Source organism: Acinetobacter sp. 129952, assembly GCF_056642055.1.
Genome location: NZ_JBWVSU010000007.1, coordinates 18,808 through 34,065, shown reverse-complemented (window position 1 = coordinate 34,065; position 15,258 = coordinate 18,808). Strand labels below are relative to the sequence as shown.

At 42.0% G+C, this 15,258-nt stretch carries 14 protein-coding genes; 8 read left to right on the top strand and 6 right to left on the bottom strand.

All coding sequences use genetic code 11. The features are described from left to right. Positions 1 to 94: 94 nt before the first annotated feature. Both AC1IR0_RS09320 and AC1IR0_RS09315 read right to left on the bottom strand, forming a co-directional pair. Positions 95 to 1,459, bottom strand: a complete 1,365-nt coding sequence (locus tag AC1IR0_RS09320; protein WP_479741331.1) for an MATE family efflux transporter — start codon at positions 1,457 to 1,459, stop codon at positions 95 to 97. A 128-nt stretch (positions 1,460 to 1,587) separates the two neighbouring features. Continuing rightward, positions 1,588 to 2,742, bottom strand: a complete 1,155-nt coding sequence (locus AC1IR0_RS09315; protein ID WP_409666671.1) for a methionine aminotransferase — start codon at positions 2,740 to 2,742, stop codon at positions 1,588 to 1,590. A gap of 246 nt (positions 2,743 to 2,988) precedes the next feature. Here AC1IR0_RS09315 and AC1IR0_RS09310 point away from each other — a divergent pair, with 246 nt between their 5' ends. Genes AC1IR0_RS09310 through AC1IR0_RS09300 form a run of 3 tightly spaced genes read left to right on the top strand, consistent with a single transcriptional unit; the run spans position 2,989 to position 8,483 of the window. Continuing rightward, positions 2,989 to 5,826 (top strand): type VI secretion system Vgr family protein, encoded by a 2,838-nt coding sequence (locus tag AC1IR0_RS09310; RefSeq protein ID WP_479741330.1) that lies wholly within the window; start codon positions 2,989 to 2,991, stop codon positions 5,824 to 5,826. A 17-nt stretch (positions 5,827 to 5,843) separates the two neighbouring features. Beyond that, positions 5,844 to 7,784 carry a LysM peptidoglycan-binding domain-containing protein gene (locus AC1IR0_RS09305; protein WP_479741329.1) on the top strand — a complete coding sequence of 647 codons (1,941 nt, stop codon included), beginning with the start codon at positions 5,844 to 5,846 and terminating at the stop codon, positions 7,782 to 7,784. A 12-nt stretch (positions 7,785 to 7,796) separates the two neighbouring features. Continuing rightward, a complete protein-coding gene (locus AC1IR0_RS09300; protein WP_005108400.1) occupies positions 7,797 to 8,483 on the top strand; it encodes a hypothetical protein in 687 nt (228 codons plus the stop codon). Positions 8,484 to 8,527: 44 nt separating this feature from the next. On the opposite strand, the gene AC1IR0_RS09295 is transcribed toward AC1IR0_RS09300, so the two are convergent. Next, positions 8,528 to 9,448: a Dyp-type peroxidase gene (locus AC1IR0_RS09295; RefSeq protein WP_479741328.1), complete on the bottom strand. Its 921-nt coding sequence runs from the start codon at positions 9,446 to 9,448 to the stop codon at positions 8,528 to 8,530. 161 nt (positions 9,449 to 9,609) lie between these two features. On the opposite strand from AC1IR0_RS09295, the gene AC1IR0_RS09290 reads away from it, so the two are divergent. Then, complete coding sequence (locus tag AC1IR0_RS09290) at positions 9,610 to 10,230, top strand: LysE family transporter (RefSeq protein WP_071850166.1); 621 nt, start codon at positions 9,610 to 9,612, stop codon at positions 10,228 to 10,230. A gap of 74 nt (positions 10,231 to 10,304) precedes the next feature. On the opposite strand, the gene znuB is transcribed toward AC1IR0_RS09290, so the two are convergent. From znuB to AC1IR0_RS09275, 3 genes are read right to left on the bottom strand one after another with little or no spacing between them, the layout of a single operon-like run. Beyond that, positions 10,305 to 11,105 (bottom strand): zinc ABC transporter permease subunit ZnuB, encoded by an 801-nt coding sequence (gene znuB, locus AC1IR0_RS09285; RefSeq protein WP_138743288.1) that lies wholly within the window; start codon positions 11,103 to 11,105, stop codon positions 10,305 to 10,307. 3 nt (positions 11,106 to 11,108) lie between these two features. Further along, entirely contained in the window at positions 11,109 to 11,891 is a 783-nt protein-coding gene (znuC, locus tag AC1IR0_RS09280) for a zinc ABC transporter ATP-binding protein ZnuC (protein ID WP_005105130.1), read from the bottom strand. Further along, positions 11,873 to 12,370, bottom strand: a complete 498-nt coding sequence (locus tag AC1IR0_RS09275; RefSeq protein ID WP_479741327.1) for a transcriptional repressor — start codon at positions 12,368 to 12,370, stop codon at positions 11,873 to 11,875. Before AC1IR0_RS09275 ends, znuC begins: the two co-directional genes overlap by 19 nt. Before the next feature lie 146 nt (positions 12,371 to 12,516). Between AC1IR0_RS09275 and AC1IR0_RS09270 the strand changes: the two genes are divergently transcribed. The 4 genes from AC1IR0_RS09270 to atpE all read left to right on the top strand — a co-directional run bounded on the left by AC1IR0_RS09270 (position 12,517) and on the right by atpE (position 15,237). Next, a complete protein-coding gene (locus tag AC1IR0_RS09270) occupies positions 12,517 to 13,353 on the top strand; it encodes a metal ABC transporter solute-binding protein, Zn/Mn family (RefSeq protein ID WP_409654171.1) in 837 nt (278 codons plus the stop codon). Positions 13,354 to 13,527: 174 nt separating this feature from the next. Beyond that, complete coding sequence (locus AC1IR0_RS09265) at positions 13,528 to 13,920, top strand: ATP synthase subunit I (protein ID WP_004280982.1); 393 nt, start codon at positions 13,528 to 13,530, stop codon at positions 13,918 to 13,920. A gap of 110 nt (positions 13,921 to 14,030) precedes the next feature. Beyond that, positions 14,031 to 14,906 carry a F0F1 ATP synthase subunit A gene (gene atpB / locus AC1IR0_RS09260; RefSeq protein WP_004644859.1) on the top strand — a complete coding sequence of 292 codons (876 nt, stop codon included), beginning with the start codon at positions 14,031 to 14,033 and terminating at the stop codon, positions 14,904 to 14,906. An 85-nt stretch (positions 14,907 to 14,991) separates the two neighbouring features. After that, positions 14,992 to 15,237, top strand: coding sequence for a F0F1 ATP synthase subunit C (gene atpE, locus AC1IR0_RS09255; protein WP_000424060.1), 246 nt, complete (start codon positions 14,992 to 14,994; stop codon positions 15,235 to 15,237). Positions 15,238 to 15,258: the final 21 nt, after the last annotated feature.

Sequence of the window (15,258 nt, the reverse complement as noted above, 5' to 3'; positions counted from 1 at the left end):
GAAAGCGGGTTTTTTTATCGCTGTGATAGGGGCTAATTTTTTGCAAATGAGAGTGTTAGATAGTGTAATGCTTTAGACACACAAAACCCTGCATCTAAATCAACGCTTCAACCGTTTTTTTCTTCCAGACAAACTGATAATACAGTCCCTGCAAAATACACAGGCTGACAAAGGCCAACGCGTAGGCATACCAAATACCTTCCAAGCCCCACCACCGGCTAAACAGATAAGCGGCGGGAACTTCAATACAGAGAATGGCAAAAATGTTGATCAGCATTGGCACGGTCACCGTACCACTTGAACGCATGATCGAAGCAAAAATAGCACTGGCGCCAAAGAACAAAATTGACCACAGCACAATAAACAGCAGTTGTTGTCCCAGTACTACAACCTTAGGATCGGTAATAAATAAGGCCATCAAATATTTGGAGAACAAATAAGCCAGAATCACCAGACCGCCGGTAAACAGAATATTCATACTCAGTGCAGTCCGGGTCACTTTATTGAGCAGATCTGATTTACCTGCGCCAATCGCTTGAGCACCAAATACAGACGCGGCAATCGCAATCGACAAAGCAGGAAATTGAATATAATTTAAGACCTGATTGACCGCGCCATAGGCCGCTGTTGCTTCTGCACCATAGCGGTTGACCAGTCCGACAATCACTAGTCCGGCAACTGAAGTCGTGACCATTTGCACACCCGTAGGAACCCCCAGTTTCAAGATCATTCTGCTCAACTGTGGCTGATGACGAATATTTTTTAATAAAGCCCAGTCCAGTCTGAGAGGATGTTGCCTATAATTCAAATACAGGATTAAAAACAACAGGACCGACAGATTCCCCAAAATAGTGGCAATCGCTGGCGAGATAATGCCCATTTTAGGAAAGCCAAAATAACCGGCAATCAGGACCGGTGTCACCACCAAACCGACCCCAATGGTAAGTGCGGAAGCAAACAGGGGCGTGGTACTATCCCCAACGCCACGCAAGATGGAAGTATAAATAATATAGATAAAAATTAAGGGACTACCCGCCAGCATCCATTGTACATAGGGCAAGGACAAATGCATTACATCAGGATCTGTGCCAAGGGCCAAAAGAATATTCTCAGCAAAAATTACCCCGAGAAGCGCAATTAAGCTGCCGCCAATCAAGGTCATAAATAAAGTTGAACCAACCACACAGCGTACTTTTTCTATATTTTTCCCGCCCCAAGCCTGACCAATCAATACGGTAGAACCGGCAGATAAACCAATCACAAAGGCCATCAGGCAAAACAGGATCGGAAAAAAAACCGCAACAGCAGCAATCGCATTCACTCCGAGCATTTGTCCCACAAAAACTGTATTGATCGTGCCGGAGAGACTTTGCAGGATATTGGTCGCAATTAATGGCAACAGAAAAACCAGAAAGGCTTTCCATAAATTCTGTTGATGAATCAGTGAGTGCTGTGCCATGCGACATCCTGTGATTGAATTATCATCTATTTATTGATGTAGCTATTATTCGGCAGAATATAAAAAAAAGCCTTAGCTTTTAAGTAACTAAGGCATTTATTTTATGAGAGTTTTAGTTAAAAGGTGAGTTAAACCTTTGAAAGAATTTGACCTGCCTGGATCAGAGTTTGTTCTTTTTTTGCAAAGCAGAACCTGAGCAGACGTAAATCGGCAGGAGGGTGCTGGTAGAACGCGGAGACTGGAATCGCGACAATCCCATGTTGTTCTGCCAGAAAATGGCACATGGAAAAATCATCGAGCTCAGGCCGAATCTCTGAATAATCTAAGTTCTGAAAATAAGTCCCTTGAGAAGGTGTCCATTTAAAGCGTGATGTTTTAATGGATGAGTTAAATAAATCCCGTTTATTTTGATAAAAAGAGGACAGTTCAGGTATATGCTCAGGATGCAGTTGCATATATTCCGCCAAGGCAACCTGAACGGGTGTCACACCGCAGAAACTGGCAAACTGATAAATCTGTCTGAACATTTTCATCAGTGCCGGGGCAGCAATACAATATCCGGTTTTCCAGCCAGTGACATGGAAGGTTTTACCAAAAGAGCCAATCACGAAGCTACGCTCCCGAAGTTCTGGAAATGACCATGCCGAATAGTGCTGAACGCCGTCAAAAACCAGATGTTCATAGACTTCATCGGACAGCACCACAATATTACGCTTGCCAATCAGCTCGATCAGCTGTTGCCAGTCTGCCTTGGACCACACACTCCCACTCGGGTTATGTGGCGTATTCACAACAATCATGCGGGTGCGGTCATTAATGGCATCTTTGACCTGATTCCAGTCCACAGAAAAATCAGGATGCTGCAAAGCAATATGTACTGGCTTTGCCCCGACCAGTTGTACCGCAGGGCCATAACTGTCGTAGCTTGGATCGAAAATAATCACTTCTTCCCCGGCGCGCACTGTGGCTTGAATGGCACAAAAAATCGCAATCGTGGCTCCAGGGGTAATCGTGATTTCCTCGACAGGGTCAATCATCAGTTGATCACGCTGTTGATAGAGATCTGCCACCAGACCGCGCAAGACTGGTAGACCATCTCCAGGGGCATATTGGTTAAATCCGTTCTGGCTGGCCCGGTTTAAAGCTTCAATCAAGGCAGGAGGCGCTGCAAAGTCCGGAAATCCTTGAGAAAGATTCAAGGCTCCGAGTTTTTGTGCCAAGGCCGACATGGTACTAAAAATGGTCACGCCCAAATCAGGTAATTTAGAAGGGAGTTCCAGCATGTCCTTGGCCTTGAAGAATGAGATCTGACTTAGTGTAGCAGCAAGTTCCGTATAGGATAATCAGAAAAATAGGGAATATTGGGCAATATTTTTAATTAAGATGTACCACATGCAATTTAAGATTTTTAATTAAATGGCTATAAATTAAAGGCCTAATTATGTGAAATGCATCGTGAACTGGACGAAATGGATAACTTTTCCTAAAATCTGCCGCACAATAATAAAGCTTAAAATTATAACTATAAAATGCCAAAACCTATCCATATGTTGCTGGAGCAGCTCGGGCTTAAGCGACAGCATCGTGCGCTACATTTACAGTTTTCACATCCTCCTTTAAATCATCAGGTTTTGATTCAGCGTATTGAGGGTCAGCATCAGATCAATCAAGGTCTGCAGGCCGAACTGATCTGTCTTTCCACTCATGCTCATATTGCCTTGAAACAGTTTATCGGCTGTCGGGTGGCCATTGATCAGGTCACAGACCGGGGTGAACTTTTCCGGACTACGGGCATTATTACTGCAGCCAGTCAAGGACAGAATGATGGAGCTTTGACCCTGTATAAACTGACGCTAAATGACGCGACTGCACTCTGGCAGAAGCGCCGTAACAGTCGGGTTTTTATGAACAAGACGGTGCGCGAGATCAGTGAAATCCTGTTCAGTGAATGGCAAAACAGAAGTGTATTATTCGCGGCCAGTCTCAGCCTGGATTTGACAGGACTCAGCCGGGACTATGATGTCCGGCCTTTTGTGATGCAGTCGAATGAATCGGATTATGATTTTCTGACCCGTTTATGGCGTAGCGAAGGAATTAACTGGCTGATCGATGAAAAGCAATTAACCGTGCCTGTATCAGCCAGCGAGATTCAAGCTCAGCTTTTAAAACTGATAGATCATTCCCAATATTTTTCAGCTTTAAAACGCCGCTCCATCCGGTTTCATCGCAGTCATGCCACCGAACAGCTCGACACGCTGAACAGTCTGATTGCGGTACGTCAGCTCAATCCGAATAGTACCCAGACCCAGCGTTGGCATGCCCAGCAACTTGCCCAGGATCAAAGCCAGCCTTTATTCAGTAATCATCAGCAAAGTGATATCCATGCAAATGCCACTCTTCAGCTTGAAGATGCGTGGAACATCAGTCCGGCTTGGACCGGCGACTTAAATCATGAGGATCAGGTGACAGCATCTGGTATAGCCCAACTGGATCGACTCAATCAGCAGCTCAGTGACTATCATGCTTTGCAGTCTAAATATTTTAAAGCCAGTAGCAGCGTACGAGATGCTCAGGTTGGATACTGGTTTGAACTGCAACAGCATCCTGAAATTGATCAGCATCCTGCCCATCAACGTGAATTTCTGATTTTAGCTAAGCGGTTTTATAACCAGAACAATTTACCCAAAGATATCTTATCTCAGCTGGACAGTTTGCTTGAGAAGAGCGGCTGGCAGATGACACAGGAGGAACGACAGGCCAATGAACTACAGATGGTGCGCCGTGAAATCCAGGTTGTTCCTGAGTACCACCCCTTCATTCATCGGCCTGCTGCATATCCGCAACGGGCTCGAGTGGTCGGACCTGAAGGTGAAACGATTCATGTCGATGCATGGGGGCGGGTGAAAGTTCGTTTTCTGTTTACCCGGAGTGAGGATCATCAGCATGATGGCGGCGCAGGTAGCAATGACAATGATAGCGATTCTGCTTGGGTGGATGTTTTGACCCCTTGGGCGGGTGAGGGTTATGGCATCAGGTTGCATCCGCGAATTGGCGAAATTGTAGTGATTGACTTCTTTGAAGGTGATATCGACCGGCCCTTTGTGGTGGGACGGATTCATGAAGCAGAACGGCATCCGACCATGTTTGATGCAAAAGGAGAACTTCCTGCGACCAAAAAACTCAGTGGCATCCGTTCTCAGGAAGTCGATGGGGATGGCTTTAACCAGTTGCGTTTCGATGATACCCCTGAACAGATTAGTGCGCAGCTGCAAAGTAGTCATGCAGCCAGTCAGCTCAATCTGGGAAATCTAAGCCATCCTAAAGAAAGTGAAAGCAGCGAAGGTCGAGGAGAAGGTTTTGAACTAAGGACAGACCAGTGGGGTGCCATACGTGCAGGAAAAGGCTTATTAATCTCCACTTATCGGCAAGATTCAGCAGCAGGCAATCACCTGGATGCGAGTCGTGCCAAAGAGCAGATTGAATCGAATCTCGATCATAGTAAAGCCTTGAGTGATATTGCTGAACAACAGCAGACTGATCCGCTGCAATTTTTTGATAGTTTAAAACAGTTTCTGAGTCAGATTGAAGCTGAAGATCAAGCCAAGGCTGCCGCATTTAAACAGGCCGTGATGTTATTAACTGCCCCCCAAACGATTGCACTGAGCACAAATGAAAATATTCATTTATCCGCTGATCAGCAAATCAATCAGAGTGCCGGGAATAATATTCATTTATCCACACAGAAATCTTTAGTTGCTCATGCACAGGACAAGATCAGTTTATTTGCTGCTCAAGAGGGTGCGAGTCTCTATGCTGCTCAAGGAAAAATTGAACTACAAGCCCAAGATGATGCGATTGAAGCGATTGCCCGCAAGGTAATCAAGCTTATTTCGACTGAAGACAAGATCGAAATCACCAGTCCGAAGGAGATCGTACTGACCGCTGGAGGGTCTCAAATTAAGATCAATGGTGGTGGAGTAATGGTCACAACTGGTGGGAAATTTGAGTGTAAGGCAGGGCAGCATAGTTTTATAGGAGGGGCTAAAATTTTCTATGAAATTCCTGAGTTACCTAAAGCTGGCCCCTACGCTGTAGATTTTTTATTCAGTAGTTTAGGTGGTAAAGGCATTGAAGGTGCACAGGTAACTATGTTCACACCCAAAAATAAGGAAATCTTGTGGGAAAGTAAAACTGATTTGAATGGTAAGACTCAATTATCTATTTTTGAAGAATCATTAGCTTATGAAGCATTAGTTGGATTTAATCAATGGTCAAGTATCTTGGAAGATTTGGAAACTAAAGTAACTGATATAGAAGATGAATTTGATGTGGGAGAGCATGGAATTCAGTTAGAAGACATTAAATAATTATAAAGGCACTCTCTGTGAATTATTATATTGTAAAAAAAGGAGATACATTATGGGGTATCTCAAGAAAATTTAATATTACTGTAAAAAAAATAGCTGAACTTAATGAGTTAAATAGTTCTGCTATTCATAAAATAAAAATAGGTCAAAAAATATATATTAGTAAAACAGATAAGATTAATGCTGAAGTAGTTTTAAGAATTATATTATTAGATTTGTCCTTTAAGTTAATCCCAAAAGGTATTGTAAAATTAGAATATGATGGTAAGTCAAATGACATAGTTTTCAAAGATGGTGTGATCTATGATTTAGAAATTTTAGATCATTCAAAGGGACTAAAAGTTTATTATAAAAATATTAAAGGTACCTTTGATTTAATAGCTAATTATAAAAGTTTACCTATAGGGAAAAAAGTTTTAAGGTTGACTTCAAGGCAAATGAAGGTTTCAGGTACTCACTATCCTAAATCAGGTATAGTCCAGCAGAAAGTTGATGAAATTAAAAAATCATTAAAAAATTTAGCAGAGCCAATTATAAGGGGAGGAGATGAACAAAATACTAGTCAATCATCTATAATTTTACCCGAACCAAGAAACGATCAAAAAAGGACTGATTTGGGTAATAGTACTCATATAATTGCAAGTCAATTTACAGAAGAGAACTTTATTCTAAATACAGTAAATAATAAATATAGAAAATTTGTTATAGATGCTTCAAGGCGTCATGGGTTTACACCTCATAGCCTCGCAGCTTTAATCCATGCTGAGGCTGCAAAAAAAAGTAATGGTGAATGGGATCCGGAAAGTTTTAATGCAAGTACAAATGCTGCTGGATTAACACAATTTTTAAAAGGTACGTGGCTTGAAATTTGTAAAAATCAAGATACTTTAATAGGGCAATATGCTTCAAAAATTAAGAAACTTACTGAGAAGCAACTTCTCAGTCTGAGATTCAATCCTGAATTCTCTATTGATGCAGCAGCAGCTTATGCAGTTGTTAACTTTAAATGGTCAAAATTACCTTATCAAAAATTAACAGAACCAAGTTCAATCGCGAAACTTGCTTATCTATTACATCATGAAGGAGCAGGCGGTACTAGGTCATTCATACAGAATAGTTTTTCTCAAGAAAGAGCGAAAAATTTATTATTTGCACAATTTGGAAGTAAAGGTAAACAAAGAGCTTCAGATTATTTGAAAAGATATAATGATGATGCAAAAGCTGCCTATGGAGCATGGTTAAGAGCTTATATTGATGCACATATTAATATTTATGATTATGTACTGGATAAATCAAAAACTTCCGGGGCGAATTTATCTTTAGAGGAAACAATAAAAATTTTATTAGGACAAGCTTCTTCACCAACACCAACACCAACACCAACACCAACACCAATCTCAAGTAAAGAAGTACAAGAAAATAAAACTGTAGGAGGAAGTGAAATATGGGTAGATCCTTTATCAGTAAATAAGTTAAGAACTGCTGGTCTTGCAAATATCAAAAGTGCCACCTTTGGGAAGGTTAGAAATGGAGGTACAAGAAATCATCAAGGTATAGATCTAGCTGCTGACTCAGGTACAAATGTTTTTGCAGTATGTAGTGGCATTATTGCTGTCGCAAAGGATAGTGGAGGGCCATATGGTAAAATTGTTGTATTAGAAGTAAATATTGATGATCTGCCTATACAACAAAAAAAATATGCATTAAAAAAAATTATAAATAGCAATTTTATTTATTTTTTTTATGCTCATTTATCTATTATAAATGTTGAAAAGGGAGATGCTGTGGATGTTACGACAGTTTTAGGTAAAACAGGGTCTAGTGGAAATGCGAGTGGAATAACTACTATATCAAAGGGTGGACATTTGCATTTTGAGACGAGAAGTTCGCCATTGTTGGGTAAAGGTTTACAAGGAAGATTTGATCCTATTCCTTTTTTTCTCACAAAATTAATTTAGGCTTTTTGAAATATGAAAATAATTAAATTTCTGGTAATAATTGGTAGTTTTTTTTCATTATCATGTCATTCTAAAAATATAGATTGGAACGATTATCAGCAGAGTGCTATACAGATTAATGAACCAGTTTTATTTTTAGATCATTTTGGTGAATTCTCTCAATTAAATAATAACTTAAAGTTAGGTTTAATTGATTATGGAAATAAAAATAAAAAATATTCTGGTGGGAATTACGTCCTTAAAATTTATGGTATTGAGGTCTTAAATAATCAAAAAGAATATTATTTATTTAAAAGTACAGTACCTTTGAAGTCTAGTGTTGATTTAAAAATACTCTATCAAGATGAAAAAATAGTGGCTTTTCGAACACGAGAATTCAGCGAAATAGATTATGTAAAAAGACCTTATAAAAAATTTAGCTCTAATTTATTTATATATAACAAATTATCAAATTTAGTTGTTGAAGCTCCAGTAGTAGACTCTTCATCTGCTAATTTAGAGAGTGATTATGTAAATATATTAGCGGGTGATAATTTTTCTTATATTCTAAAAGAAAAAAAATATTTATATGAAGCAGATGTTAGAGAGTCTAGTGGTAAATTAGAGAAGTATAAATTAATATTAAATTCTGAATTGAAATGTTTGTCATCTACATTAGGGTGTGAAAGTATAAACTCTCAAAAATCACTTAAAAAATAGTTTATTTGATTGCTACATTATTAATGTAGCAATCCTTTTTTCTTTTACCCTTCCAAAACCTCTTCCAGCAACTCCTCACTCGGTGCAAAGTAATAGGCACCATCTAGAGGTGTTACGAAATGAAGCAGACGATCATGAATTCCATCGCCAGAGGTACCAAACATACGTTCTAACATAGCATCGATAATCGTAAGGTCTTTGGTGTAGGCAATAAAGAATAGACCCTGGTCACCACGTCCATCACCATAAGGCAGAGAATGACGTAGGATTTCCATTTCTTCGCCTTCTTCATCTTCCACTACAGTACGTGACACGTGCGCATTTTCAGGTTTGACTTCATCATCCAGCTCAATCGATTCAAGCTTGGTACGACCCATAACCTGTTCCTGAGTATCAACTTTTAGCTTTTTCCATTTTTCCAGGTTATGCGCGTAACGTTGGGCAAAAATAAATGAACCATCTTGGAAAATACCTGAATCTTCACCTAATAATGCGACTTCAGCACGATCATCCGGGAATTGCGGATTTTCAGTTCCATCAATAAAGCCAGTTATGTCACGACCATCAAAATAGCGGAAGCAAACCCGCTCATCCAGCACCTGAACCTGATCCTGAATGCCTTCAAAAAAAGCCTGACTGAGCGCAAAACAGATATCAGCACGGGCACTGGCAATATGAATGATCATATCTGCCGGAACCACTGGCATTTCAAATGAACCATGAATGGGCTCAAGCTGTTTAAAGCCTGCAGGAGCTTGATCATAAATTTTTGCCCACAGTTCAGGACCAAAAGCCACTGCCGTTTTAATTTGTGCTTGAGGATGTTGCGTAATAAGACGATCACGCGAAGTAAAAAGATGTTCGAGTTGTTCTTTTAATTGTTCAATACTCAAATCTTTAAGACGTAAAACAATAAAACGGGCATGATCTGAAGGAAGTGGCAAGATTACCGATTGGGCTGTCATTCATGGCTCCTGTAAGGACAGATCCTGTTTATTAATGTACATATTGTGCCTGAAGCCAGACAGAGTGAATAGTGCAATGCTTTATATTTAAGCAGGTTTTTAGCCTGATTTTATTAGAAAATTCATATAATATTGGGCAAGTTTTGCTGAGTGAAATGTTCATGTCCTATCAAATGTGGTTTGCCTATATGCTGGCCTGCTGGGTGATTAGTGTCTCTCCGGGCGCAGGAGCGATTGCTTCCATGTCGAGTGGACTGAATTATGGTTTTCGGCATGGTTACTGGAATGCGCTGGGCCTACAACTGGCATTATTGGTACAGATTGCAGTGGTTGCGGCAGGCGTGGGAGTTTTGTTTGCGACAACCCCATGGGCATTTTTAGTGGTGAAATGGTTTGGTGTCGGCTATTTATTGTATTTGGCTATTTTGCAATGGAAAGCACCTGCACAATCTATCGAAATTAAACATGAATTGGCGCGAAAATCGAGAGGGAAACTGGTACTGCATGGTTTCTTGGTTAATATCACTAATCCTAAAGCCATCGTATTTTTACTGGCCGTCTTGCCGCAATTTCTGGATTTGTCCAAGCCGCAATGGATTCAGTATTTGATTATGGCTGCGACAATGGTGACGATTGATCTGATTGTGATGGCGGGTTATACCGGATTGGCTGCTAAAGTTTTAAGACTGCTAAAATCACCGAAACAACAAAAAGTCATGAACCGGACTTTTGCCGGTTTATTTGCAGGCGCTGCATTTTTATTAAGTTTGGTGCATCAATAAAGAGTGTTTGCTCTCTCCTTAAAGGAGAGAGGCAGAATAGATCATTAGAAAATCATCATGATTTCACAGAAATATTAAGCCAGCTTTTTAAACTTCTGCACGCAGAAGATCAGTGCAAATAGCACCGCCATGGTCAGTACAATAGTTAAACCTGTCGAAGTATTGAGACCGGCACTCGACCATAGGCCAACTGTCACCCCAATTTGCGCAATCACGAATGCCCAGATCACCATTTGTTTGGGTGAGTGTGCAAGTAATCGTGCAGTCAGGGCAGGGATCACCAATAAGGCCCCCATCAAGAGTGAACCCACTGCTTTTAGGGCGAGCACGGTAAAGAGCGCCAGCAACAACATGAAGATCAGGCGTTGCCATTTGGCATTTACACCTTCACTGACCGCCATGTCCGGATCAATTGCGATTTGAATCTGCGCTTGCCAGCTTTTATAGAGGACGGCTAAGGCCAGAATAATCACAATGGCAAAGGTGGGTAAGTCCGCCCAAGAAATCGTAAGTAAATCACCAAATAGGTAGCTGAGAAGTTCCGGTCTTAAACTCGGTAAATGCTGAATGAATAATAATCCCGAGCAAAGCAGTGTTGCTGAACACAGCGCCAGCAAGGCATCATTGGGCAGGCGCGGATCATGCAGTACCCACAAAATACCGACCAATAATAAGGCAATAAAAGTGACTCCCATCCAGAGCGGTAAACTTAAAGCTCCAGCAATGGCAACACCGAGTAAAGTACCGTGTGCCATGGTGTCGGCAAAAAATGACATACGTCGCCAGAGCATGAGACAGCCCAATGGGGCAGTCAGAAATACCAATAGCGTACCCATGATCCATGCAGGTAAAAGGAGTTGTAACCAATCCATCATGGTTTAAGCTTCCGGCTCGGGGTGAATATGAGGACGTGAGTCATGCTGACAGGGGGTGGCAGAATCCCCATGTGCGCAATGATCATGATGATGCTGATAGAACACCCGGTTAGTGCCAAAAATTGCCTGGTATTCCGGATGTTGCTGCACGCTTTCTGGCAGGCCGCTACAACAAATATGTTTGTTTAAGCAGACCACACGAGTCGTACCTTGCATCACCCATTGCAGGTCATGTGAAACCATCAGTACGGCACAGCCATATTTTTCCGGCAAGTTACGCACATATTCATACAGTTCAGCTTCGGACTGGATGTCTAGACCCTGCATCGGTTCATCGAGAACTAAAATGTCCGGCTGGCGTAATAAGGCGCGGGCCAGTAGCACCCGCTGACGCTCACCGCCAGACAACTGCTGAACTTTAGAATCTTGCAGTTTACTAATGCCGGTATCGCGAATAATTTCGGTTTTAATCTGGGACGGGCATTTTTCTAGTGCCAATAAATCTTTCACTCGTAGCGGCAAGCTATGGGATGGATTGAATTTTTGTGGCACATAAGAAAATTTCAGCTTGCGCGCAGTTTTGATTTCACCCGATTGTGGTTTCAGTATGCCCAGCATGACTTTAATCAAGGTCGATTTACCAGCACCATTGGGACCAATCAGCGTGACAATTTCTTTCTCTTGTAACGAGAAATCAATCGCTTTTAAGATATCGCGCTCATCGATTTTAACCCAGATCTTGGAGAGCTGAATCAGGGGAGAGGCACTTAAGCTTTGTTGCGGCACTGCTGACAAATTCCTGAAATTTCGATAATGCTGTGATGTGCCGTGAAGTCGTCCGAGCTGGACAGTGCATCAAGCTGATCGAGCAGGCCCTGAGCCGACGCTTCTTTCACGGCTTTACATTCGGTACAGATTAAAAAAGCGGCCTGATGCCCTTCGCGCGGATGGCAACAGGGGATATAGGCATTGATCGAGGTCAGGCGATGAATCAGCCCTTTGCTTAATAAAAAATCCAGAGTGCGATACACCGTTGGTGGTGCTGCAGGACGATCACTGGCATTTTTCATTTGTGCCAGCAGATCATAGGCGCCCATCGGGCCATGCGCATTCAGAATGAGTTCCAGCACTTCTTTACGTAAAGGTGTAAGGCGTGCGCCGCTTGCTGCACAAAGACTTTCCGCTTCAGCAAGACGTTGTGCGACATTTGGATGGTCGTGCACGCCGTGCAATGCGTTGTGGTGTTCGTGCGAACAGGAACCCATAGTTCACCTCAAGTGCGAAACTGAAAATTAATAGATTTCAAATCTTAACATGAAGCGTTCTGAGTTTCGATTAGGCATAGGTATTTTTGTATTTTTGTTATATTATAACACTTCCTGATTTTATCGTTTTTAAGTGATTTCTACTCATGTTCCGTCTCCTTGCAATCAGTCTGCTGGCATTGTTCAGTACACTCAGTTGGTCACAAAGTCTGGTGGTGTCTACGCAGCCGATCTATCTGATTGCCAAGAAAATTACCCAAGGTGTGGAACAGCCGACTTTATTGCTGGCCAACCAAAGTGGACATGATGTGAGTCTGACTCCGGCGCATCGAAAAACTATTCAGAATGCAGGTCTGGTGATCTGGCTGGGTCAGGCGCATGAAGCACCCTTGGCCAAAGTGCTGCATGAAAGTAATAAAGGCATTGCACTGTTAGACTCGGGGATATTGACCACCTTGCCGATGCGTAATCCGCGTGGCGAGGCCTTGAAAAATACGGTAGACACGCATGTCTGGCTCGATCCGAATAATGCCGTACGGATTGGCTTCTTTATTGCGGCGTTACGTTCGCAACAACTGCCGGAACATCGTGAACGCTACTGGAAAAATGCCCGTGACTTTGCACAAAACATGTTTGCTACGGCTCAGCGTTATAGTTCAAGTAACAAAGCCAAACCTTATTGGTCTTATCACGATGCCTATCAGTATCTGGAACGCCCACTCAATTTAAAATTCATGGGGGCATTGACCGATGATCCACATGTTTCACCAACGGTGGCGCAAATCAAGTTTTTACAGGACCATCGTCCACAGCGCAAAATGTGTCTGCTGGCCGAAGGTCATGCCAGTGAGAACCAGTACCGCAAACTCAATCCGGTACTGTTTCAGCATGTCGATGAAAGCATGAGCGGGGCAGGGGACTTTGTGCAGGCTTGGCAGCAATTGGCCGCCGAAACCCAGAAATGTGTACTAAATGCACGCTAATGATTTAAAAAATAGACAGATTTTGATTAGTTTAACAGCAGTGACCCGATTTAAAAAAACACGACTAAGGTCGGGAAAAGATTGCATGTTCAGGGGTGTAACTCTATAATGCCTGCGATTAAAAATAATCACCTGTTAAACTTGTCAAGCATGATTGCTGTGAGTGAATAAATAATGAGCCGAACTAGTCGCTTGATTGACCGACGATTAGCGAAAGCTTTGGTCCTCCTGCAAGCCTGTATGATCCCTGTTTCAGCCTTGATCGGCTGGGTCGTGAAAGACTCAACCGCAGCCTTGAGTGCAGCATTAGGTGCACTGGTATGTTGGCTCGCGACTTGTTATTTTTCGTGGCAATCGTTTCGAGCAGCAGGAGCCCGCGCGTCTAAACAAGTTCTTTCGAACATGTATAAAGGCTTGATGGGAAAGTTTGCCATTGTGATTGTTGGTTTCATTTTAATTTTAAGCAATGTTAAACCGTTGTCAGCGGTGGCGTTGTTTTGTGGTTTTATACTTGTTCAAGCCATGTCGTGGGTCGCTCCGTTTTGGGCGTCACGTCTACAAAAATGAGTATAAGCACAACAAGAAATTGAAAAGTTTTTCAGGAGCAGGCGAGATATCAAGCAGCACGCGATATTCGTTTGTTCTATTAGTTTTTTGACATTGACCAGGTGTGATTTATGGCTGCTGAAGAACATGCCCTTACTTCGACCGAGTATATCAAGCATCACTTGACCAACATGACCTATGGCAAAATGCCGGACGGTACGTGGAAATTGGCCGAGAGCGGTGCTGAAGCTCAACAGATGGGGTTCACTGCTATTCACTTGGATTCAATGGGTTGGTCTATCGGACTGGGTCTGATTTTCTGTTTGTTGTTCTGGTTGGTTGCGAAAGCGGCTAATGCTGGTGTTCCTACCAAGTTCCAGTCTGCAATTGAAATGATTATCGAGTTTGTAGATTCAAGTGTACGTGATACCTTCCACGGGAAGTCTCGATTAATTGCACCCTTAGCATTAACCATTTTCGTGTGGATTTTCCTCATGAACTTGATGGATTTGATCCCTGTTGACTTTATTCCTTATGTAGCTCAACACGCGATTGCTTCTATGCTGGGTGTAGACCCTCATCAGGTTTACTTTAAAATTGTTCCGACTACAGATCCAAACATTACCCTCGGTATGTCTATTTCTGTATTCTTCTTAATTATTTTCTATAGTATTCGTGAGAAAGGTGTTGGCGGCTTCGTTGGTGAGTTAGCACTGAACCCATTTAACCCAAGTAATCCAGTTGCTAAAGTGCTTTTAATTCCATTCAACTTATTGTTGGAATTGACTACTTTCTTGGCGCGACCAGTTTCATTGGCTCTACGACTGTTCGGTAACATGTATGCGGGTGAGTTAATCTTCATTCTTATCGCGTTATTACCGTTCTGGATCCAGTGGGCGTTGTCTGTGCCTTGGGCGATTTTCCACATTTTGATTATTACGCTACAAGCATTCATTTTCATGATGTTGACTATCGTGTACATGAGTATGGCAAGCGAAAAGCATTAATGGTATTGCCTAACTGTCAACGGATGGTTGGGCACACAATTTTTTAACTTAATTTGGTATAAAACCTAACCTCTGAGGAATTATCATGGAACTCACTTTAGGTCTAGTTGCAATTGCATCTGCTATCTTGATCGCTTTCGGTGCTTTAGGTACTGCGATTGGTTTTGGTCTTCTAGGCGGCCGTTTCCTTGAAGCTGTAGCTCGTCAACCAGAATTGGCTCCACAACTTCAAACTCGTATGTTCTTAATCGCGGGTCTTCTTGATGCTGTGCCTATGATCGGTGTTGGTATTGGCTTGTTCTTCATCTTCGCTAATCCATTTGTAGGTTAATCAGCTTAATTCCGAAATTCA

Coding starts and splice junctions, on each gene's coding strand:
- AC1IR0_RS09320 (WP_479741331.1), bottom strand. CDS start 1,459: ATGGCACAGCACTCACTGATTCATCAACAGAATTTATGGAAAGCCTTT.
- AC1IR0_RS09315 (WP_409666671.1), bottom strand. CDS start 2,742: ATGCTGGAACTCCCTTCTAAATTACCTGATTTGGGCGTGACCATTTTT.
- AC1IR0_RS09310 (WP_479741330.1), top strand. CDS start 2,989: ATGCCAAAACCTATCCATATGTTGCTGGAGCAGCTCGGGCTTAAGCGA.
- AC1IR0_RS09300 (WP_005108400.1), top strand. CDS start 7,797: ATGAAAATAATTAAATTTCTGGTAATAATTGGTAGTTTTTTTTCATTA.
- AC1IR0_RS09295 (WP_479741328.1), bottom strand. CDS start 9,448: ATGACAGCCCAATCGGTAATCTTGCCACTTCCTTCAGATCATGCCCGT.
- AC1IR0_RS09290 (WP_071850166.1), top strand. CDS start 9,610: ATGTCCTATCAAATGTGGTTTGCCTATATGCTGGCCTGCTGGGTGATT.
- znuB (WP_138743288.1), bottom strand. CDS start 11,105: ATGATGGATTGGTTACAACTCCTTTTACCTGCATGGATCATGGGTACG.
- AC1IR0_RS09275 (WP_479741327.1), bottom strand. CDS start 12,370: ATGGGTTCCTGTTCGCACGAACACCACAACGCATTGCACGGCGTGCAC.
- AC1IR0_RS09270 (WP_409654171.1), top strand. CDS start 12,517: ATGTTCCGTCTCCTTGCAATCAGTCTGCTGGCATTGTTCAGTACACTC.
- AC1IR0_RS09265 (WP_004280982.1), top strand. CDS start 13,528: ATGAGCCGAACTAGTCGCTTGATTGACCGACGATTAGCGAAAGCTTTG.
- atpB (WP_004644859.1), top strand. CDS start 14,031: ATGGCTGCTGAAGAACATGCCCTTACTTCGACCGAGTATATCAAGCAT.
- atpE (WP_000424060.1), top strand. CDS start 14,992: ATGGAACTCACTTTAGGTCTAGTTGCAATTGCATCTGCTATCTTGATC.